Annotated in this window: 22 protein-coding genes; 5 read left to right on the forward strand and 17 right to left on the reverse strand. The window is 64.3% G+C overall.

The genetic code is table 11. The features are described from left to right. Complete coding sequence (locus B5M41_RS20075; RefSeq protein WP_134649668.1) at positions 1-444, forward strand: hypothetical protein; 444 nt, start codon at positions 1-3, stop codon at positions 442-444. A gap of 49 nt (positions 445-493) precedes the next feature. Here B5M41_RS20075 and visR read toward each other — a convergent pair whose 3' ends face one another. The 13 genes from visR to B5M41_RS20140 all read right to left on the reverse strand — a co-directional run bounded on the left by visR (position 494) and on the right by B5M41_RS20140 (position 13063). Continuing rightward, a complete protein-coding gene (visR, locus tag B5M41_RS20080; protein ID WP_230640243.1) occupies positions 494-1231 on the reverse strand; it encodes a transcriptional regulator VisR in 738 nt (245 codons plus the stop codon). A gap of 17 nt (positions 1232-1248) precedes the next feature. Beyond that, positions 1249-1992, reverse strand: coding sequence for a transcriptional regulator VisN (gene visN / locus B5M41_RS20085; RefSeq protein WP_134649667.1), 744 nt, complete (start codon positions 1990-1992; stop codon positions 1249-1251). A gap of 576 nt (positions 1993-2568) precedes the next feature. Further along, on the reverse strand, positions 2569-4263 hold the full coding sequence (gene fliF, locus B5M41_RS20090) for a flagellar basal-body MS-ring/collar protein FliF (protein ID WP_134649666.1): 1695 nt from the start codon (positions 4261-4263) through the stop codon (positions 2569-2571). Positions 4264-4525: 262 nt separating this feature from the next. Then, complete coding sequence (gene cheT, locus B5M41_RS20095) at positions 4526-4915, reverse strand: chemotaxis protein CheT (protein ID WP_134649665.1); 390 nt, start codon at positions 4913-4915, stop codon at positions 4526-4528. Positions 4916-5010: 95 nt separating this feature from the next. Then, entirely contained in the window at positions 5011-5565 is a 555-nt protein-coding gene (gene cheD / locus B5M41_RS20100; RefSeq protein WP_134649664.1) for a chemoreceptor glutamine deamidase CheD, read from the reverse strand. Beyond that, on the reverse strand, positions 5562-5951 hold the full coding sequence (locus B5M41_RS20105) for a response regulator (protein ID WP_134649663.1): 390 nt from the start codon (positions 5949-5951) through the stop codon (positions 5562-5564). The genes cheD and B5M41_RS20105 overlap by 4 nt, the downstream gene beginning before the upstream one ends. After that, positions 5938-7002, reverse strand: coding sequence for a protein-glutamate O-methylesterase CheB (cheB, locus tag B5M41_RS20110; protein WP_134649662.1), 1065 nt, complete (start codon positions 7000-7002; stop codon positions 5938-5940). Before cheB ends, B5M41_RS20105 begins: the two co-directional genes overlap by 14 nt. After that, on the reverse strand, positions 6999-7907 hold the full coding sequence (gene cheR / locus B5M41_RS20115) for a protein-glutamate O-methyltransferase CheR (protein WP_134649661.1): 909 nt from the start codon (positions 7905-7907) through the stop codon (positions 6999-7001). The genes cheB and cheR overlap by 4 nt, the downstream gene beginning before the upstream one ends. Then, the gene (locus B5M41_RS20120) at positions 7904-8368 is read right to left on the reverse strand and encodes a chemotaxis protein CheW (RefSeq protein WP_134649660.1); all 465 of its coding nucleotides are present in this window, start codon (positions 8366-8368) and stop codon (positions 7904-7906) included. Before B5M41_RS20120 ends, cheR begins: the two co-directional genes overlap by 4 nt. 6 nt (positions 8369-8374) lie before the next feature. Continuing rightward, positions 8375-10651 (reverse strand): chemotaxis protein CheA, encoded by a 2277-nt coding sequence (locus B5M41_RS20125; RefSeq protein WP_134649659.1) that lies wholly within the window; start codon positions 10649-10651, stop codon positions 8375-8377. Positions 10652-10676: 25 nt separating this feature from the next. After that, positions 10677-11042 (reverse strand): chemotaxis response regulator CheY1, encoded by a 366-nt coding sequence (gene cheY1 / locus B5M41_RS20130; protein ID WP_134649658.1) that lies wholly within the window; start codon positions 11040-11042, stop codon positions 10677-10679. Continuing rightward, positions 11039-11338, reverse strand: coding sequence for an STAS domain-containing protein (locus tag B5M41_RS20135; RefSeq protein WP_134649657.1), 300 nt, complete (start codon positions 11336-11338; stop codon positions 11039-11041). The genes cheY1 and B5M41_RS20135 overlap by 4 nt, the downstream gene beginning before the upstream one ends. A 126-nt stretch (positions 11339-11464) precedes the next feature. Next, on the reverse strand, positions 11465-13063 hold the full coding sequence (locus tag B5M41_RS20140) for a globin-coupled sensor protein (RefSeq protein ID WP_134649656.1): 1599 nt from the start codon (positions 13061-13063) through the stop codon (positions 11465-11467). A gap of 621 nt (positions 13064-13684) precedes the next feature. Here B5M41_RS20140 and B5M41_RS20145 point away from each other — a divergent pair. Then, positions 13685-13939 carry a GlsB/YeaQ/YmgE family stress response membrane protein gene (locus tag B5M41_RS20145; RefSeq protein WP_134649655.1) on the forward strand — a complete coding sequence of 85 codons (255 nt, stop codon included), beginning with the start codon at positions 13685-13687 and terminating at the stop codon, positions 13937-13939. 53 nt (positions 13940-13992) lie between these two features. Here the strand turns inward: B5M41_RS20145 and B5M41_RS20150 are convergent, their stop codons facing one another. Together B5M41_RS20150 and B5M41_RS20155 are read right to left on the reverse strand one after the other, a co-directional pair. Beyond that, positions 13993-15024: a hydroxyacid dehydrogenase gene (locus B5M41_RS20150; RefSeq protein ID WP_134649654.1), complete on the reverse strand. Its 1032-nt coding sequence runs from the start codon at positions 15022-15024 to the stop codon at positions 13993-13995. Positions 15025-15078: 54 nt separating this feature from the next. Then, positions 15079-15363: a hypothetical protein gene (locus tag B5M41_RS20155; protein WP_134649653.1), complete on the reverse strand. Its 285-nt coding sequence runs from the start codon at positions 15361-15363 to the stop codon at positions 15079-15081. A gap of 113 nt (positions 15364-15476) precedes the next feature. On the opposite strand from B5M41_RS20155, the gene B5M41_RS20160 reads away from it, so the two are divergent. Continuing rightward, on the forward strand, positions 15477-16103 hold the full coding sequence (locus tag B5M41_RS20160; protein ID WP_134649652.1) for a ribonuclease D: 627 nt from the start codon (positions 15477-15479) through the stop codon (positions 16101-16103). Positions 16104-16199: 96 nt separating this feature from the next. Beyond that, positions 16200-17456 (forward strand): hypothetical protein, encoded by a 1257-nt coding sequence (locus B5M41_RS20165; protein ID WP_134649651.1) that lies wholly within the window; start codon positions 16200-16202, stop codon positions 17454-17456. Positions 17457-17459: 3 nt separating this feature from the next. On the opposite strand, the gene B5M41_RS20170 is transcribed toward B5M41_RS20165, so the two are convergent. Continuing rightward, a complete protein-coding gene (locus B5M41_RS20170; protein ID WP_134649650.1) occupies positions 17460-17795 on the reverse strand; it encodes a DUF6665 family protein in 336 nt (111 codons plus the stop codon). Between the two features lie 56 nt (positions 17796-17851). Continuing rightward, the gene (locus B5M41_RS20175) at positions 17852-19234 is read right to left on the reverse strand and encodes a nicotinate phosphoribosyltransferase (RefSeq protein ID WP_134649649.1); all 1383 of its coding nucleotides are present in this window, start codon (positions 19232-19234) and stop codon (positions 17852-17854) included. Between the two features lie 369 nt (positions 19235-19603). Between B5M41_RS20175 and B5M41_RS20180 the strand changes: the two genes are divergently transcribed. After that, positions 19604-21136: a hypothetical protein gene (locus B5M41_RS20180; protein ID WP_167719126.1), complete on the forward strand. Its 1533-nt coding sequence runs from the start codon at positions 19604-19606 to the stop codon at positions 21134-21136. The last annotated feature ends 36 nt before the right edge of the window (positions 21137-21172 follow it).

Raw genomic sequence — 21172 nt, forward strand, 5'->3', positions numbered from 1 at the left:
ATGAGAAAATGCACCTATTCCGCAGAACGCGAGAAGATTGTTGCCGAAGCAATCTGCCCGGTCGCCACTGAGCTCAGACTGCTCGATGCCGCCGATCTCGTGTCGTTGTTGCGTTTCGAGTGCTACGGGAACCTGGCCGATCTGGTCTCTTCGGCCGCCGAACTCTATTTCCTGCCCGGCACCATCAATTTCGGCGCCGGCGGCGACTATCGCCTCGACTGGGATACGGAGCCGGAGGTGACGCTGGACATGGAGATCCGTCCGCAGGGCGTGACCGTCTATGCGCGCCTGATGCTCCAGAAGGATGTCGCGGGTGTCGAAGTCACGCATGTCGCCTTCAGCGACCCGGCCGCCGACCCCAATGACAACACGGATTTCCTGCGCAGAAGCCTGCAGGAAGCGCGCTACGTGAAGGGCGACGCGGCGTCTCATCACGCCCATTAAACGCACGGCAGAGGCCACGACCATGCGCCTGCATGGCCGCTTGGCATCATCAGGTGATGTAGCCGAGCCGGATGGCCTTCGCGATGGCCTGGATGCGGTTGACGGCGTCGAGTTTCGTCGTCGCCGTTCCGAGATAGGCGTTCACCGTGTGCACGGAAAGGCCCATCTTCTCGGCGATCACCTCGGAAATGCAGCCGTCACCCGCCATCTGGAGGCAGGCGATCTCGCGTTCGCTCAGGGCCTCCGCGGGCGTGAGCTTCTTCTCGTCTGCGGCCAGCATGTCGATCAGGATCTGGCAGCTCTGCATGTGCAGGTCCACCGTCAGGTCGCCGGACGGTGCGATGAAGTTGCCGATGAAGACGACGTAGCCGTTCCCCTGAGCGCCGAGCCTGACAGGAAAGGCTATGCCCGACCACGGCAGCACCCCGGCCGGCAGGCGCGCGGTGAAGAGCTCGGCGCCCGCCACGGCGAACTGGTTGCCGCCGGCGCCTTCCCAGATAAGGGGCAGCATGGAGGCTTCCAGATGCGCCAGCATCGCCGCATCGTAGGCGCCCAGCAGCTGGTCGGCCTTGCGGTCGACATCCTGGGCCCAGTTGTGCAGCGCGAGCCTGAACTTGCGTGCGGTGGGCAGGCCCTGGCCCGAGAGGCGCAGCACGGCGAAGTGCTCGGCGCCGAGCACCGTCTGCATGACCTGGAGGCGGGAGACGAAATCGGCCGCGCGCACGGATTTCGGCGGCCGGGCCAGGCGGATTTCGGCTTCGGAGATGAGCGGGGCGGAGAGCTGGATTTCCACGACGCTCCTCCTCACACCAGGCTGTGACGAACGGCCCAGGCGATCGCCTCCGACCGGGTCTTCGTCGCCGTCTTGCGCATGACGCTGGTGATGTAGTTGTTGATCGTGTTGCGCGAGATGCCGAGAATGACGGCGATCTCGCCGCTCGTCTTGCCCTCCGCGATCCAGTAGAGGCATTCGATCTCCCGGTCCGTCAACTCCATATCCCGGTCCTGCCGGAGGATGGCGCCTTCGCAGCAAACGCTCGCGAAGTAGCCGGTCATGATGCCGACATCGCGCAGCTTGCTCTGGGAGAGGATGAAATGCTCCGGAAAGAGGAGAAGGAGCGACATGCGCACCCGCCCGACATGGAATGCGATGACGCAATATTCACGGCTGACGCCTCTCGGCACCGCCACGTTGTCGGCCAGATGGTGGAAGCACGGTTTGAGGAGGGAAAAGCACTTTTCCAGCTCGCTCATCCGCGACTGGGATGCCCCCACCGTCCGGGCAATGCCGCGCACCATGTCGAACGGCCAGTCGGACGCGACGACGACATCGAGGCCCGCTTCGGGCGAGGCGTCGTGCCGGACGAGAAGATAATGCGACGCGCTGACGTAATCGGTTAATGCCTTCAGTCCCGGCGAAAGGCCGGCGGGATCCGCACAGCGCCCAAGCTCCTGAAGAAGAATTTCACGCGCACTCTTACGCTCACCAGATTCGGCGGAGAATCCATAAGATTCCCAGGCCGCTGCATCCGACCGCATCGTTTCCATGATAGCCCCCTGTTCCGATCCCGACTGGAAGACCCCGCCTCCTTATCGTCACAGTTCGGAACCGTCCGAATCTGTTTTCCGATCAGGCCGCATCGACGGGAATCACCAAACGAATCAGTAACTAAAGTGTACATCGACCTCCTTCAAAGACCATGGCCCCCTTCTCGGGATTTACTTTTGCCGGCTTCTGTGAATCGCCTTCGCGCAGGTGATTTGCTTTTTGTGGCGCTGCCCCGGCAGGAATGAACTGAGCGGTTAACCATTTGTTAACCATTCATTATTTTCTGCGCGTTGCCCTCGCCCGTATTTCGGGAAACCCTAAATCAGGAAAATCCGGTGATACACACCCGGCACCAGCTGCTATCGCAGCGCAAAATTTTTTTCGCATTCACGCGTCCGTGAATGGCGGCGTCCCAAAATGGGCGCAATCTTGAAGGAAATGCCGCGAACTCAGCGCCGAAAATGTTGCGCCGGCGCAACACTTCGCCGCCAAAAAACACACAAATCCCGGTACGAAAAGCAGAACGCGACCCGGTTGGGGCCGCGCTCTTGGAGACGTTTTCGTGTGACAGGCGGTCAGGCGGCTTCTTTTTCTGCGGACCACTTGCGCAGGATCTTTGCGGCACGCTCTTCGCTGATCTCGACCATGCGGCTGAGGCGACGTTCCGGGCCTTCCTTGACGCGACGGTTGAAGGCGCCCTCGCCGTCGTCGCCGGCATTGAGAAGATCGTCGGTGCTGTCGAAGCCGAAGTCCGCGCCGAAGCCATCCATGAGGGTGGCGCCCGGGCCGCCGATGCCGGCGGCAGGAGAGAAGTCCGGCAGTTCGAGGCCGGCCGCATCGCTTTCGAGCGCATTGGCCCCGGCACCGCCGCCCGTCACCGAGCGGACCGCAGGGCGCAGGCCGAACCATACGACCAGGAAAGCCACGCCGACGAAGGCAAGCGCATTGATGATGCCGCCGAGATTGCGCGTCAGCACTTCCATGACGCCCGGGCCAGGCACCGCATCGTCCAGCAGCTGGTGGTCGAGGAATTCCATCGCGGTGATGGTGACGACGTCGCCACGATCGGCGTTGAGGCCGGCCGCGGAGGAGACGATCTTCTGCATATCCGCGAGATAGGCGTCGATCTTCGCCTGATCGGCGGGTTCGCCCACCATGGCGGCAATGCGGGCGCGGTTGACGACGACGGCGACGGACAGCTTCTCCACCGCAACGCCGTTACGCACGGTGGCGACCGTCTTGCTGTTGATCTCGTAGTTGGTCTGCTCTTCCTTCTTGTCCGCCTCGTCGCTCGACTGCGGACCGTCACCGTTGCCCTGCGGGCCGCCCTGCGGAATGTTCTGCTCGACGGTCGCGGCCTTGTTGGTGGCCTGCTGCTTGGACTTCTGGCTTTCGCGCGTCACACGCACGGAGCGCTCGACGCGCGATTCCGGATCGTAGACGGTTTCCTGGATCTGCTGGGTATCGGTGTTGAGCGCGGCGGTCACGCTGGCGCGGAAATTGTCCATGCCGAGGAAGGGTGCGAGCGCCTTCTCGATATTGCGTTCCATCTCGCTCTGCACCGTCTGTACGGCGGTCAGCGAGCGATTGAGCATGCCCTTTTCAGGATCGTCGCCGGACGCCAGGAGCTGGCCGGCCGAATCGAGAATGGTCACGCCATCCACCTCGAGGCCTGGAACGGATGCGGCGACCAGGTGGCGGATCGCAGCCGCCGATTCGCGCCCGGCCTGCGCGCTGGCGCGGATCATGACGGAGGCTGTCGGAACCTGGTCGGCTTTGCGGAAGTTGCCGCGCTCCGGCATCACGATATGGACGCGGGCTGCGGCGATGCCGCTGATCTGCTGGATGGTGCGGGCGATTTCGCCCTCGAGGGCACGAACGCGCGTCACCTCCTGCATGAAGGAGGTGAGACCGAGAGAACCGACCTTGTCGAAGAGTTCGTAACCGGAATTGGCGCTGCTCGGCAGGCCGCGCTCGGCGAGATAGAGCCGGGCCTTGCCGGTCTGGCCGACGGGAACCGCGATGCTGGCACCGTCCGTTCCCGTGTTGAAATCGATGCTGGCCTCGGCGAGAGCCATGCTGATCTGGTTCACATCGGACTTTTCCAGACCGACATAAAGCGTCTCGTAGGCGGGCTTGTTCACAAGGATACCGGCGGCAAGCACCAGGCCGATCGACACCACCGCGGCCCCTGCGAGCATCGCGAGTTTCGCCTGCCCCAGCGAAGCCAGGTTCTTGTAGACTTTCGTCAACTGTTCCAACAGATTCATTCTGTTCCCGCACGGACTAGTCGCCTGCCTGCCGGGCAACATGCCGGCGCGTTCAGACGCATTTTCAATCTCGTGGAACGGGACCGGCATTTCCGCACGCCGATCTGCTCCATGGAATACGCGGACCTGACTGATCCGGGATGGAGACTAGACGGCGAAACTTGCGCGAACATGGCGGTGCTGCGCCTGCGAAGAGTGCGGGAAAACAAAAACGGCGCCTGTCCGGCGCCGCTACACATCGAGAATTACCGTTTCAGATCAATCAGAAGGCTTCGAAATCGCCGACAGCCTTGCCGAGCGGCTGGGAGTGTCCATGCCGGGTTCCGTTGCTCAGCGCCTTCTGCATATCCGCAAGCTTCACGAGATTGAGCGCCGTGGTGACATCGACGATCCACCCCCCGGGAATGCTGCCGGTGATCGTATCGATGAATTCCGCAAGCCCCCGCGTCTTCTGGACGGCGAGGTCCAGGCCCTGCAACACCATCATGCGCTCGGCATCGTCGGCGGAGGCCTCGCCATGCACGGCAGCGAGCTGCGGCTCGATGCGCTCTATCAGGTAGGCGACGTCGTGCAACTCGGAAACGATCCGCATGAGGACATCAGGAAGGGCTTCCTCCATCACACTCGCTGTCGTCAGATACTCGGCTTTCATGGGGGACCCTTCTCCCGTCGACGCCCGGCGGCGCTGTTGCCACTGCCGGTACGCAATCACGTCACACTTGCATTTCCTCGCGACGCCCCCGCCGCTCAGAAGAATTCGATCGAGCTTTCCGCCGGTTTGGCGACAGGCACGGGACGCTGTTCCAGCGCCACCGTCTTCTGCATCTCCACGCCCGTCAGCGCATATTGCCGGGCGCGGCCCGACGAAGGCCAGTATTCCAACTTTCGGCCGTATTCGCCACCCGTACTTTCGCCGACGATCTTGATGCCTTCATCCGTCAGGAACTGCCGCGCGAAGAGCGCATTCTGCTCCCCGACATTGGAGAAGCGCGCCATCGTCCTTGCTCCGCCGAAGATCTTTGCCTCCAGCCGGTCGCGTCGCGCGCCCTGCTTGAGCATGCCGTTTATCAACAGCTCCATCAGGTGGACGCCGTAGCGTGTGGCGTCACCGCCCGAGGCAAGCGCCCCGGCAGAGCCCGGCAGCAGGAAATGGTTCATGCCGCCGACGCCAACGACCGGGTCACGCATGCAGGCGGCCACGCACGAACCGAGGATGGTGGTCAACACCACATTCGGATCGTTGACGACCTTGTACTCGCCCTGGATGACGTGGACGCGGCGGGCCGCGGCATCTGATATCATTTCAATGCCCCGAACACGGCTTCGATCGCCGCCTTCATCTTTTCGATGGTGAATGGCTTGGCCAGAACGTTGTTCGCACCGAGCGCGGCCGCCTTCTGTACCAGCGCGCGGTCGCCCTGCGCGGTGAGGATGATGAAGGCCGCCTTCTTGGTGGTGGGGTTGGACCGCACCGCCTGGAGGAACTCGATCCCGTCCATCTTCGGCATGTTGAAGTCGGAGATGACGAGATGGTGCGGCTGCTGGGTCATGATGGCCATGCCCTGCGCACCGTCGCCGGCCGCCGTGATCTGTTTGAAGCCGAGCTGCTGCAGGGCATCACCCAGAAGCAGACGGCTGGTCACCTGATCGTCGACGATCAGGACTTTTATTTTTTCAGCGAGAGACATTGTTCGCTTCCTTCTCTATGGCCGCAGTGATCTTCAGGATTTCCTCGCCGATGGAGGAGAGTGGAAACTGGTGTTCCACGGCGCCCAGCTCGAAAGCGACCCTGGGCATTCCATAAACCACGCAGGTTTTCTCATTCTGGCCGATGGTCCGCGCCCCGGCGTGGCGCATCTTCAAAAGTCCCGCCGCACCGTCCCGGCCCATTCCGGTGAGAATGGCGCCGACAGCGTTGCGGCCGGCAAGTTCCGCAACCGAATCGAACAGCACATCCACCGAAGGACGGTGACCGTTGACGGGATCGCGGTCCACGAGACGGCAACAGGGGGCGTGCGGATTGGCGACCTGCAGGTGACGCTCGCCACCGGGTGCCAGGTAGATCTTGCCGATTTCCAGGCGCGCGCCGTCCGTGGCCTCCTGCACGACGGGCGCGCAGAGCCTGTTCAGACGGTCGGCGAAGCTCTTGGTGAAGGTCGACGGCATGTGCTGGGTGATGACGGTCGGCGGGCAGTTCACCGGAAATTTCTGCAAAACTGTGATCAACGCTTCGACGCCACCCGTCGACGCGCCGATGGCGATGATCTTGCGGCCAGGCCTGTAGGTGCTGGGACTGGCATGCACCGCGACTGGCGCGATGGGCGGCGGATCGGTGCGCAACCGGCGCTGCGAGCGGGCGGCCGCCTTCACTTTCTCTGCAAGGTCGCTGAAGGGACGAACCTCGCCCGGTTGCGGCTTGCCGACACAATCGAACGCGCCGATCTCCAGCGCCATCAAGGACGCTTCGGCACCGCGATGGGTCAGGGTCGAGACCATGATCACCGGCATGGGGCGAAGCTTCATGATCTTGTCGAGAAACTCCAGCCCGTTCATGTTCGGCATCTCGATGTCGAGCGTCACGACATCGGGATCGAGCTGCTTGATCGCGTTGCGGGCTTCCATCGCGTCGCCGGCCTGGCCGATGACGGTCACGTCGGGATCGGCGTTGAGCACGGCCGTGATCAGGCCGCGCATGGTCGGTGAATCGTCGACGACAAGTACGCGTGCGGGTGCCGTCATGCGCCCCTCCCCCTGTTCTTGCCCGTGTAGCGGTAGGTCGTGATGCCGATATTGTCGAACTGCCCCTTCGCATCGCCCGAAACGCGCTCGGAATGACCGATGTAAAGATGGCCGTTGTCGGCGAGCATGTCGGCGAAGCGGGACCATATCCGCACCTGCGTCGGCTCGTCGAAATAGATGACGACGTTGCGGCAGAAGATGACATCGAACGGCCCCTTGAACGGCCACTGGGCCATCAGGTTCAGTTCGTTGAAGGTAATGAGGCGCTTCACCCGGTCGTCGATCTGCCATTTCTGGCGGCCGGCGATCTCGGTCTCGCGGAAGAACTGCTTGCGCATCGCCGGTTCGACGGTTTCGAGCGCCGTCGCGTCATAGGCGCCGGAGCGGGCGATCGCCAGGATCTTGGGGTCGATATCGGTCGCCAGGATGCGGAAATCGTAATCCGCCGCATTCGGCATCATCGAGAGTACCGTAAGGGCGATCGAGTAGGGTTCCTGCCCGTCGGAGCAGGCCGCCGACCAGATGCGCACGCGGCCGCCGTTGCGCGCACGGGCAAGGAGCTCCGGCAGCACATCGCTGCGAAGATGCTCGAAATGATGGTTCTCACGGAAGAAGCGCGTGAAATTCGTCGTCAGATGCGACAGCATCTCCTTGCGCGGGCCGGCACCCTCCGGAGAGGACACAAGCGCGCAATAGTCCCGGAAGCCCTTGAGGCCGAGCTGGCGGATATGCTTCGACAGGCGCGAATAGACGAGCGAGGCCTTCGTCTCGTTGAGGTAGATGCCGGCATCCGCATAGATCATCGCCGCGATCTCGGAGAGGTCGCGACGCGTCAGCGGATACTCGCCGCTTGCGAGGCATTCGTCCGGAGATTGCCTTGTATCGATGGCCGGAGAATAGGTCATGCGGCTTCACTTTCGATATGCGGGAACAGGACGCCGAGGTCGATGAGGCAGATCATGCGGCCTTCGATCGCGAGAATGCCGCGCGCATAGGCCTTCTCCGTCTCGTTCGCGATGTCGGGCGTGGGCTGGATGTTTTCGTCCGTGATGGTCAGGATGTCCGACACTGCATCCACGAGCAGCCCCACCGCCGCCGGTCCAACCTGCGCGACGATGATGACATGGCGGACGGTCGGCTCGGTGCGCTTCATGCCGAGACGCTGCGACATGTCGATGATGGGCAGCACCGCGCCACGCAGGTTGATCACGCCGAGCACATGCGGCGGTGCGTGCGGCATCGGCGTCGCCGGGGTCCATCCACGGATTTCCCGCACGGACATGATGTTCACGCAGAATTCCTGGTCGCCGATCCTAAAGGCGATCAGTTCATGTCCGTCGATGAGATTCTTGACCGCGTACGTCATGGCGTCTCAACCGGTGGCAGCAAGCGAGATGTCTTGGCGAAGGGGCTGGCCGCGGGACGCGGCGACAACGGCGTCGACGTCAAGGATAAGAGCCACCCGTCCGTCGCCCAGGATGGTCGCAGCCGCGATGCCGGGAACGTGGGTGTAGTTGGCCTCGAGGCTCTTGATGACGACCTGGCGCTGACCCTGGATCGCATCGACCATGAGGGCGCGCTGGCCACCGCCTTCCGATTCCACGAGGAGCGCAACGCCGTCCATCGGGTTGGCCTGCGTAGAACGGAAATTGAGGATCCGTCCGACATCCACCAGCGGGCAGAACGAATTGCGGATCGAGATGAGCCGCTGCGAGGCGCCGAACGAATGAATGGCGGAGGCTTCCGGCTGGAGCGTCTCGACGATGGCCGTGAGCGGCACGACGAGCGTCTGGCCGGCGACCGTCACCACCATGCCGTCGAGCACGGCGAGCGTCAGCGGCAGGCTCATGGTGAAGACCGAACCCTGGCCGGGCTTGGACGAGATGGAGATGCGCCCGCCGAGCGCCTGGATCGAGCGCTTGACCACATCCATGCCGACGCCGCGGCCGGAGAGGTCCGACACCTTGTCGGCGGTGGAGAAGCCGGCGTGGAAGATCAGGTTGTCGATTTCCTCGTCGGACAGGTTCGCATCGGCGGCGATCAGGTCGTTGTCGATCGCCTTCTGGCGCACCTTCTCGCGGTTGATGCCGGCGCCGTCATCGGCAAGCTCGATGACGATGCGGCCCGAGCGGTGCTTCGCGGTCAGGCGGACCGTGCCTTCGGGGTTCTTGCCGAGCGCCTCGCGCTTCTCCGGCATTTCCAGGCCGTGGTCAACCGCATTGCGGATCATGTGCGTCAGCGGCTCGGCGAGCTTGTCGATGACGGTCTTGTCGACTTCGGTGTTCTCGCCCTCGGTGATGAGGCGAACGGACTTGCCGGTGATGTCGGCGATTTCACGAACGGTGCGGGCCATGCGCTGGAACACCGGCTTTACCGGCTGCGCGCGGATCGCCATCACCGAATCCTGGATCTCGCGGGTGAGCTGCTGCAGCTCCTCGAGGCCCATATTGATGGAGCTGACGCCGTTGTTGTCGTTCTCGACGACGCTCTGCGAGAGCATGGCCTGGTTGATGACCAACTCGCCGACGAGGTTGATCAGGCGGTCGACGCGATCGAGGTCGACACGGATGGTCTGGCCGGCAGCGGACGCCTGGTTTGCCTGCGCGGCCGTGGCCGCTGCGGCTGCCGCCTTGGCGTTTTCGGCGGCGCGGCTTGCGACCTGTGCGACCTTGCTGGCGGTGTCGGCGGCGGCAATGGCGGCCGCCGCGTCGCTTTCGCTGGCAACGGGCTCTTCCTCGCCGCCGGCGGCCGGGCCGTCCTCGAGCAGCGAAAGATCGAAAGGAACGGCCTGCATCGGCGGCTCGTCATCGTCGGCCGCGTCACCCACGATCTCTTCCTCGATCGTGCGGACATCGAGTTCGCAGTCCCATTCGGCAAATTCGAAGACGGAGCGCACGCCGTCCTCGCCCTTGTCGGTGGTGACGGACACCTTCCAGGAGAAATAGGCTTCCTCCGGGTTCATCTTGTCCAGCGGCGGCAGCCTGTCCATGTCGCAGTAGACGCTCATCTCGCCGAGGCGGGAAAGATCGCGCAGCAGGAGTACGGCTTCGTTGCCCTTGGCATAGAGTTCCCGGTTGGGCCGGAAGACGATCTGGCAGGTCGGAACGTATTGCGCAGCCGGCTCGTCGTCGAAATCGCCGAAGGAGAACGGGATCGGCTGGAAACCCTCGTCATTGACGTCGGGCTTTGCGACGACCGGTGCGGGTTCGGCCGGCTTCGATGCGGCAGCAACCGGCTTCGGTGCAGCGGGTTCCGCGGCGTGCGTCTCGCCGTGCGCGAGCGCCTCCAGTTCCCGGATGAGCGTGCGGCTGCGCGCTTCATCGACACTGCCGCCGTCACGGGCGGCATTGGTGAGGTCCGCCAGCACGTCGGCGGATTTCAGCATGACCTTCAGGACATCCTGGGTCGGTTCCAGCTTGTTGGATCGAACGCAATCCAGCGTCGTCTCGAACACATGGGCGAACGAGACGAGATCGTCGAGACCGAAGGCGCCGGCGCCGCCCTTGATCGAATGGACAGCGCGGAAAACGGCGTTGACCGTTTCGGGATCGCGGTCGCCGTCATTCAGCTTCAAAAGCCCGGATTCCAATTCCGCGAGCTGCTCTTCGCACTCCTGGAAGAAGATCTCTTTGATTTCGTTCATATCCATCGGCAGGAATCCCGGACTTCGTGAATTAGGCGGTTACGCGCTCGATTGCGTCGATCAGCTTGGTCGGGTCGAACGGCTTGACGATCCAGCCCGTGGCGCCGGCCTGGCGTGCGCGGTTCTTCTTCTCCGCATCGCTTTCCGTCGTCAGGACGAGAATCGGGATCGCGCGGAACTTCTCATTGCGGCGAACGCCCTCGATGAAGCCGAAGCCGTCAAGGCGCGGCATGTTGATGTCGGTCACGATGACATCGGGATTGGAGGTTTCCAGAACCTCGAGGCCCTCGACACCGTCTTCGGCCTGGATGGTCTCGAAGCCCGCATTGTTGAGCGTGACGAGAAGCATGTTCCGGATTGTCCGGGAGTCATCCACGGTCAGTACTTTCTTCTTCATTGCCTAGCCTCCTGTGCCAGCAAGTGATCAATGTTCACGCCGATAAGCTGCATGGTTTTCATGAACGGCTCGGACACCTTGGCGAAGGTGAACGGCTGCTTGTCTTCTTCCCAGCTCTTCGCGCCGGCCATGAGAACCTGCGCGCAGAGCGCACCGACGCGCTCGACGGCCGAAGCGTCAATGACGAGGGGGCCGCCCTTGAGGCCCATGAGCTGCGCATGCAGCGCCGTCGCCTCGTTGAGATCGAGAACCGGGGCAAGGCTTAGACTTTTCTGAGCGGCTTTCTTGCTCGCCATTACGGTGTTCCTTGTCTGCGTCTGAGCGAAACCGAGATTGTGTTGCGCGGTGCGGGCGGCTGGTTTTCCTCCGAGGACCGGCTGCGCGCCGTGGAGAACCAGTGACGGGGACGTCTGCTCGTCATCTCAACCTCCATGGCCGACGGCCCGCGCCGTCAGCAGATCGAGCGGAGCGGCCGGAGCCGGAATATCCCGCGCAACGGCACGCGGCGCCGCTTGTGCAAGACGCTCGGCGCGCTCCTCGCGGGGTGCGGCGACGCGGAATGCGCGGATCGTGCGGCCGAGCTCCAGGATGACCGTGTGAAGATCGCCGCCCATGGCGCCGACGCGGCCGGCATCCCCGGCATCGGTTTCGAGCGCGCGGCCCGCGCGGTCGATACCGGCGGCCACGCCTTCCAGCCCCTCGGCATCGACGGCGCTTTCGCGCACGATGCCGGTGATCGCTTCGTTGATGCCTTCGACCTGCCGGACGATGCTGCCGATGGCATCCTGGGTGCGGTGGACGTGCTCGACGCCCGCTTCGACCTGCGCCTTCGTGCCCGTCACCAGCTGCTTGATCTCACGCGCGGCATCAGCGGAGCGCTGGGCAAGCGCGCGCACTTCCTGCGCCACAACGGCGAAACCGCGGCCGCTGTCGCCGGCGCGCGCGGCCTCGATGCCGGCATTGAGCGCGAGAAGGTTCGTCTGGAAGGCGATCTCGTCGATCACGCCGATGATCTGGCCGATCTTCTCGGCGGAAGCCTCGATATCGGCCATGGCCGACATGGCCTCGCCGACGATGCTGCCGCTCCGGGTGACCGAATCCTGCGTCGCCAGCGCGGCGGACTGCGCCTTGCGGGTTTCGGCAAGCGTCTGGCGAACGCGTTCGACGATGCCGCCAAGTGCGTTTGCGGTCTCCAGCAGGGTGGCCGACTGCTCACCCGAGCGGACGGAAAGCGCATGGGCGCCATCGGCAAGCGTGCCGGCAAGACGATCGCCTTCGGCAGCGCGCGCGGCGGCCGAGGAAAGATGCGCCTGGATTTCACCAAGCGCTGCGTTCAGGGTCTCCGCCATGTCGCGCCAGGCATCGGGCATCTCGCCTGAGACGCGGCCCGAAAAATCAAGCTGGGAAAGGCCCCGGATCGTATCGCCGAAGACTCGGTCGAGTTCGGCGCGGTCTTCGCGGCGTTGCTCGGCGAGCGCCTTGTGGTGGCTGTGGCGCAATTCGTTGAAGCGGAGCGACACACCGATCTCCGCATCGATCATCGCCGTGCGCAGGAAGGCGGAAACGAGCTCGGACAGTTCCTTGCGACGGGCCTTGCCGGCGCCGGGCAGGATGGATTTCGGCCAGTATTCCTCGATCAGCCCGTTGACGACCGTCTCCATGACGACCGCGTGGCCGGCGATGCGCCAGCGCGGATCGAGGCCCATCTGGCTTTCGCTGTCGGAGAGAACCTTGACCCGCTCGGCATAAAGCCCGTCAAAGCGGGCGTCGGTCAGCACGTTCCAATGCGCGCTCTGGAGATCGTGGAGGCGATCGATCTGGCGCTCGCTCTGGAAATGCCTGGCGGCATCGGGGAATGTCTGGAAACGCTGGAAAAGATCGCGCAGCGCGGTTTCGACGTGACGCTCGAGGGTCTGGCGGTGGCGGCGCAGCGCATCGCCGTGGGTGGTCTCCATCCCGGCAAAACGCAAACGGTCGCGCAGGCTGGCTGCCTGTCCCGTTCGAGCCTGTTCTGCCGGCATTTCCTGCACCAATCCGCTCCAAACCAACAATGCCCGGCCGCCGTTTCGGGCGGACGTCTGAACTGTCACATGGGGAGAAGGCCGGCCCGCGGGCCGTGGCCACGCGGCGGCGTGCCGCCTGAATTCCGGCGCACGAGCATGCCGCCCGTCGATCCATGATCAAATTCGATGAGACTCGAATACCGGCTCAGACCCGGTACGACGGTTCGGCATCATGCCTGGGTGAGAAAAGGCGATTTTCCCATTCCGACGTGTAAAGCCATGTTTATGGTTAATTCCTTGCCTGAAGGTTAATAGTTCATTGGCAGCTTCTGGCTTTGCTAAAATTAACGTGGCTTCCTCTCACATCAGCCCCGCGCAAGCTCGCGCGCGTACAACAAGTCCTCAACTGGCAATGACGTCAGAAGGAACGGACAATGATTGTTCTGGGGCTGGGCGCCACTTTGATTGCAGCAACCACGCTTGCGGCAATCTATCTTCTGATCGACATAGACGCGACGCGCACGCCTGGAAAAGTACGGGTCTTCTGAGCGGCGAGATTTCGCTGCCAGCCCCTTGCTTTCCTTGCAGAGACTGCCAGATTCAGTCCCGACAGACTTCAGCTGTCATAGGGAGCACATCATGGGCATCGAAAGCATTCTCGTATTTCTGATCGTCGGCGCCATTGCCGGCTGGCTCGCAGGCCTTATCGTGTCGGGCTTCGGCTTTGGCCTTATCGGCAACATCGTCGTCGGCATCGTCGGCGCCTTCATCGCCGGTTTCCTCTTTCCCGCCATCGGCGTCAGCCTGGGCAGCGGCATCCTCGCCGCCATCCTCCATGCGACGATCGGTGCGGTGGTCCTGCTCGTGCTGATCAAGGTGATCAAGCGGGCCTGATTTTCCCTTGCGAAACAAAAGGCCGTGGCGGGACACCGCCACGGCCTTTTGCATCAGTTGACGCTCACCGGTTTGGAGCGCATGCGCGATACGGTTTCGCGCTCGGCGCGCTTGCAGCGCATCGGCGGCAGGCCGCGATCCATCAGCGCCATATCCTCCAGCACCATGTCGCCCATCCTCTTGAAGGCGACGTCGAGCGCGCCGGCCCGGTGGGCGGAACGCACGAAACCCTTGAGACGGCGCACCGGATGGTCGAGCGGCAAGGGCTCCTCGGGATAGACATCGCTTGCCGCCACGATATGCCCGGAGCCGACGGCATTCATCAGCGCCGGGAAGTCCACCACGTCGGCGCGGCTGAGCAGGATGAAGGCCGCGCCCTTGCGCATCGAGGCAAAGGCGTCAGCGCCCAGAAAGCCCTTGTTGTCGCTGGTCACCGATGCCACGACGAAAACGAAGTCGCTCATGGTGAGGACATCCGCAAGGGACGCCGGCTCGGTGCCCGCTTCCCGCAGCAGCGACGGCGGCAGCCAGGGATCGAACACGCGGATCCTCGCGCGGAAGCCGGATAGCACGCGGTTCAGCGCACGCCCGAGATCGCCGAAGCCGACGATACCGATATCCGACCCGGACAGAAGCCGTGCGGAGGCATTGCCCTCCCCGCCCCACAATTCACGGCCCTCGCGGAAATCCACATCCGCATCGATCACGCCGCGCGCGAGGTTCAGCGCCATGGCAAGCCCGAGCTCGGCGACCGGCTCGGCAAAGACCTGCCCCGTCGTCACGACATGGATACCGCGCGCGAACAACACCTCATAGGGCATGTTGTTGATGAGGTTGCTCTCGACATTCAGGATGGCGCGCAGCGCCGGCATCCGGGCCAGCGTCTCGGCCGACAGCGGCGGCTGGCCGATGATGTAGCGCGTCTGCGCCAGCACCGCGTCACCGAGCCCGGCGATATTGTCGGGATCGGCCTCGACGATGCGGTAGGTGCGGTGCAGCTCGGCGCGCGCCGCGGGCGTGAAGATAAGGTCCAGTGTGCGCGGCTCGGGCGCGCTGATCACCAATGGCAGGCTGTTGTCGGTCATGTCTCCTCCGGATCGTTCCACACGAGTGGTAGCACGAGAACCGAAGGGCCGCGACTAGTAGCCGAGGCCGCGCAGCGCGCGGATGCTGGACGGCGGGAGCACGGTGCTGCTCGACGAAATGCCGTTCTTCTCGCAGACATAGACATCGCGCGGGAGCCAGTGGCGGCTGCCGCTGCGGCGCACATCCACCTTTTGCTCGCAGACCATGTCACCCTTGCTGCTATAGGCGTCGGTCGCATCGCTCGGCACCACGCCGGGCAGGTTTTCGAACACCTGCGCCTGCACGACGGGCGGGGACGCCAGAACGGCTATCATGACGAGGGCGGCGCTTATCTTCATCGTCTTCCCGGCAAAGCCGGCCTTTCGCAATCCATAAAGAGATACCGCTGGCTGGCAACATGCGCTATAGGCCTGCGGATAATTCGACAGCTAAGACATAGATGGGGTTTTTCATGGCAAGTGCAATCCGGTATCATGAAGGCGACATTTCGGCGGCGGATGCCGCGCGCTATACCGGCGCCATCGCCATCGACACGGAGACGCTCGGCCTCATCCCGCGCCGTGACCGGCTGTGCGTGGTGCAGCTGTCTCCCGGCGACGGCACGGCCGATGTCATCCGCATCGCCGCAGGCCAGAAGGATGCGCCGAACCTCGTCGCCATGCTCGCCGATCCGTCCCGCCAGAAGATTTTCCACTATGGCCGCTTCGACATCGCAGTGCTGTTCCACACCTTCGGCGTCACCACCACGCCGGTCTTCTGCACCAAGATCGCCTCGCGCCTCACGCGGACCTATACCGACCGTCATGGCCTGAAGGACAATCTCAAGGAAATGCTCGACGTCGACATTTCCAAGCAGCAGCAGTCGTCTGACTGGGCCGCGGAGACGCTTTCGCCCGCGCAGCTCGAATATGCCGCCTCGGATGTGCTGCATCTGCATGCGCTGCGCGACAAGCTGAATGCCCGCCTCGTGCGTGACGGTCGGCTTGCCCATGCCGAAGCCTGCTTCGCCTTCCTGCCGACCCGCGCCAAGCTGGACCTGCTCGGCTGGGAAGAGACGGACATTTTCGCGCACAGCTGAGCCTTTCCGGCGGCCGAGAGCCCCGGAAATCAGGCGTTACAGGCTTAACGGCCGGTTAACGAGGCCGGTCTATCCTCCGGGAGACTGGAGGCTGCCATGTTGACACCGTTGCAGAGCGCGCAAGCAGGCGCGGCCGTATCGGCCATGCAATCGATCGCCGAGACGCTCGAGGAGCGCCGGCGCGAAGAAGCAGAGAAGGCGAGCGGGCGCAAGGACGACGACGTCCTGAAACGCCAGCAGGCGCAGGTCGCGTCCGATGATACCGCGCGGCAGGCCAACGCGCGCATCAACGAGCACTTCTTCGGCAACAACGCCCGCGGCCAGGATACGCTCGCCAAGCTGGTCTCCCGTTTCAGCGCGATGCTGGGCATCAGCCAGGGCGACAGCGAGACAGGCCGGCAATTCGCCCAGCGCCTCACGGATCAGCTGGCGCTGATCGGAAAGATTTCCCTGCCGGCGAAGGGCAGCAACCAGAATGTAACGCTTACCGCGCTCGGCACGAGCCTGTCGGCCGTGCAGCTGGCGATCAAGGGGAACGCGGACGATGCCGCCGCCAATCTCGTCGCCCGCCTTGCCGCTGCGGCGGGTGTGTCGCAGGGCGAGGATGAGCCGGACGCGGATTTCGAGCAGCGCCTCTCCAACCTGCTGACACGCCAGCGCGGCGAACTGCCCGAGACCGTTTCGACGCTCGAGCAGAAGAGCGGGCTGGATGACCTCGGCCTCGAGGCCACCGATCTCGTTGCCGCCATCCGCAACCCCTACGGCGCCGAAGCCCAGCGCGTGAAGGATGCCCTTGCGCAGAAGGCGCAGGATGAAAAGTCCCTCACGCCCGAGATGCGCAAGGTCCTCGCGCGTCTGGAGGATACCGCCGATCCGAAATCCATCGAGGAGCTTAAGCTCGAACGGGTGCGGCCCGATCCGACCCGCGTGGAGGATGCGGAGGTCCGCAAGGAGCGGGAAGACACGATCCGCGCGCTGGAAGCCGGCGAAAAGCTCGACGATGTGAAAGACCTCCAGGAGGCCATCGGTCGCGCCCACGCGGAGGCGACGAAACCGACGCCCGAGACGAAGACGTCGGGCGACGCGACGACGGACGCCCTCGACACGATCCAGCTCTTGGCTGCCGGTGCGCAGGCGAGCGACGGCCCGGAAAAGACGGCGTCTTCCTCGAATGCCTCCTCTTCTGAGCACACGAGCGACCAGGTCGAAACGACGGAAGATGCGGTGCGAAACCTCGATGCCGCCGGCAACGAGGAGAAGGCCGAGCGGGAAGATGCCAGGAAGGAAATCTTCGCATTGCGCGTGGACGACAACGGCATTTACGACCTGATCACGCGCCAGCTCGTCGCCTGAGGCTCAAGCCTTCTTGCGCACGATCCCCAGCCGGGCGATGACCTCGCGCGGAATGCCGTAACGGCTGATCGCGTCCTTCTGGCTGCGCAGGCCGCACATTTCGCGCTGAATGAAGAACGCCCAGACCTTGTCGGCGGCATCGTCGAGCAGGGCCTCGCGTTCCTCGGGCGGGCATCCGGCGGCAAGGCGCTCGGAAAGCAGCGCCAGTGCCTTCTCGACCTTCAGCCCGTGCCGGCCGAGCGAATCGGCCCGCTCCGACATCAGTTCATATTCAAGGATATTGAGGCCCGTTTCCTTGGTGAAGGACGGGGCAAGTGCCTGGGGCGGACGAACCGTCATCTTCGATCTCCCGTCATGGGGAAAAGATGGAGCGGCCGGCGCGCGGATGCAAGGGATCAGGCGGCGCGGGCGCGTACCGCGTCGAAGGTCCAGTCCTGTAGAAGCTCACCGTCGCGCCACACCGGCTGCAGCATGTTGGCACGGCCCGCGAGCTGATCGACGCGGGCGGCCTCCAGCCCGATATAGCCTTCCACCACCGCCTGCCGGCCGGCCTTCGAAGCCTTCAGGTTCATGGTTGCCGGGCGCTTGTAGACGTCGTGCCAGGTGCCTGATGTATCCTGCCGGGCATTGGCCTTCATGGCGAAGGAATAGGTGTCGCGGTTGACGCGCTGGAGCAGGCCAGCGCCCATGCCGAATGCGATGTTCTCGGCGGAAAAGCCAAAGGCTTCCAGCCGGCCGAGGATCAGCGCGATATCGGACGACGAGATGCCGTCGCCCTGGATGACGCGCACGCTGTTGTCGAGGACCTTGTAGCCCTTGCCGTTCAGATGCGTGCCGAAGGCATAGGCGAGCTGGCGCACCACCTGCACCGGCGTTTCCACCGGATCGCCGCTGTCTGGGCGCACGACGAGGGTGCCGCCGGCGGTCTGCACACGCTCCTTCAGCTGCTTGCCCCAGATCTCCGCGACGGCGTTGTTGATGTCGTAGCTGTCGGAGACCACGGCATAGAGGCCTTTGGCGCCGAACTTGTCGATCATGTTGGCGTAGGCATCCGCCTCGCGGTCCTGGCCCCAAGAGGTCATGGTCGAATGTTCGGAGGCGGGAATGGAAAAGCCCGCCATCTGCGCACCATAGTAGCGGCGCGCATAGAGAACCCCGGTCACCGTATCCGTGCCCATGAAGTTGACGAGATGCGCGGCGCCGCCGATGCCGGCCTGCTCCAGGCTCGTCGTGCCACGCGCGCCGAAATCGTGCAGGCGGAAGGGCAGGACGGAATCGGGATCGTCACAGGTCTTTTCCAGGATCGGCCGGATGATCTGCTTCACCTTGCGGGAGCTCGAGGCGACCGTGCTGGGATACCAGATGGCGCGCAGCAGCGCCGTCTCGATATAGGATGTCAGCCAGTAGCAGGCGGGATCGGTGTTCACCACCTGCACGACCGGCACGCCGCGGCGAACCATCGTGCCCTCCGGCAGCGCCTCGATGAGGAGCGGCAGGTAACCGCCGTGGCGATTGACGATATGCGTCCATCCCTCGCGATTGAACGGCAGGCCATGGGCGAGGACGATTTCTTCGGCCTCGTTCACATCCTGCATCGTCACCGGCTTGGCGAGATACGCCTTCAGGAACATCTGCAAGCCGAAGAACACCACTTCCGCGTGATCGGAGTGACCGCGGGCCTCGACATAGGAGGAGATCGCGCGCGTTTCCGGCGGATATTGCAGGTAATGGCTCAGCTTGTAGCTGTCGGTGTTGAGGATGAGGTTGGTGAGGTTCATCGAAAGGTCTCCGCCGCATCCGCAGTTCCAGCCTGCAAGTGCCGCGAAGATTTACGCGAGCCGAGCATAAGGGGCAAGAGCCGTTTCGGACGGCGCGTGAGGGCGCGTTGCCGGGTTCGTTAGTGTTTCATTAACCATGAACTGTCAAATGTAGGAATCACAGGTTGTTCGGAGTCCAGGGTTTTCCCGTCCGGCCCAGTCAGCGGTTCAGTGCATTGCCGGTCTACCCGCCGCCTCCCGCATGAATACCCGGTTCACCGGGTCGAAGCTCATCAGCAGCAGCGTCGCGCATGATGCGCCATCCGACGAACGATGGACCATTCTTGGCAAGCTCCTGCGGTGCGCAGGGCATCGGCAAAGGAGGCAGGCATGCTACCGCGTGTGGCACCGACGACCGGCACGGCCCAGACCGCCCCCGCCCTTCCGGCGGGCGTGTCGTCCGATGCCGCCGCCCGCCCGGTGCCGAGCGCCGCCACGCTTGCCAATCTGCGCGCAGACGTGCTGCTTCGCCTCATCGAGACCATGCTGAAGCACATGCCGCCCGCCGCGGAGCCGAATGCCGGCCGCGACCTGCTCGAGACGCTGCTTACCGCCTTGAAGACGGCGCCGGGACGGGAGGGCGAAAACGGCCGCAAGCTCGCCGACCTCCTGGCCAAGCTGCCGCCGGAGCTGCGGCCTGCCGTCGAGAAGCTGATCAACACCGTGCTGTCATCCATGCCGACACGAACCCTCATGGAGATCGTGCGCAATCCCAACGGGCCGGACGCGCAGAAGCTCGCCACGATCATCGCGGCGAATGTGAACACGGCAGCCCTGTCCACCCCGGCCAACGACCGGCAGGCGCGCCCGGTGGGCCTGACCGCGCAGCAGCTGGCGGCCGTTGCACGGCAGGGCACGCCGCCGCTCGCCGACCCCGTGGCCGGCGATATCCGCGCCCTCCAGTCGGCGCTGAAGCGCGTGTTCGACCTCGATACCGGCCGGCCCAGCACCATCGCCGGCCGGACAGGCGATGCGGATGCGGCCCGCCAGCCGGCGACGGCGACCAGCCGCCTGCCGGCCGACCCCGGCAGCCTGCCGAAAGCCGAGAACCGCCCGCCCCTCACCGCCGGCCGCGCCGCCGGACAGCCTGTCGAGACCATCGAAGCAGCCCCCCGCCATATGGGCGATGCCGAGGACATCGAGACGACGCTGCCCGCCGCGCGGCGAGGGGGCCAGGCCGGGCGGGCCCAGCTTGCCGTCGGCCAGGTCCTCGCCCGCACCGTGCTGCAAGCCGTTGCGCGCGACATGCCGCCTGCCCTTCTGATGCAGGCGGTGACGCAGTTGATGGAGACCCTATCCCCGGAGGAGGCGAACTTTTTGCGCGCCCTGCTCGATCGGCCGCTCGATCCTTCCGCAGAGCAGGACATAGCACTGGCCCCCGCGGATTTGCCCGAGGAGGCGGTCGAAAGCGCGGCAAAGTCCGCCAAGTCGGCGACGGAGGCGGCACAGCAGCCGACCTCTCTGCCGCAAGCCGCCGACGACGACGGAAAGCCGCTTGCGCTGCCCCAGACGCGCGAGGCCGCGCAGGCAACAATCGCCGATGCGACACCCGAGCGGCTGCTGGCGGCATTGCCGCTGCGCGAAGGCGTGCCCCTCGCCTTCGTTCCCTACCTTCCCGCGGAAGACGAGACCGAGTGGCGAGACGACCGCGAGGCCGAGCGCGAAGAGGCGGCGGAAGACGACGGCTTGGAGGGCGATGACCGGTCCGGCGAAGAGCACGCGGCGGACGCGGACGGCGAAACCGGTGAGAGCGAGCCGGAAAGTCCCGACATGGCGCGGCGGCGCGAAAAGACGGCGGATATGGTCGGCGTCATCGAGCCCGGCCTCGTGTTCTACCAGAAGCTTGGCGAATACTGGACCTGAACCGGAGATCCACGAAAAAGCCCGCGGAGATTGCTC

This window comes from Shinella sumterensis (assembly GCF_004514425.2).
Classification (GTDB): Bacteria; Pseudomonadota; Alphaproteobacteria; order Rhizobiales; family Rhizobiaceae; genus Shinella; species Shinella sumterensis.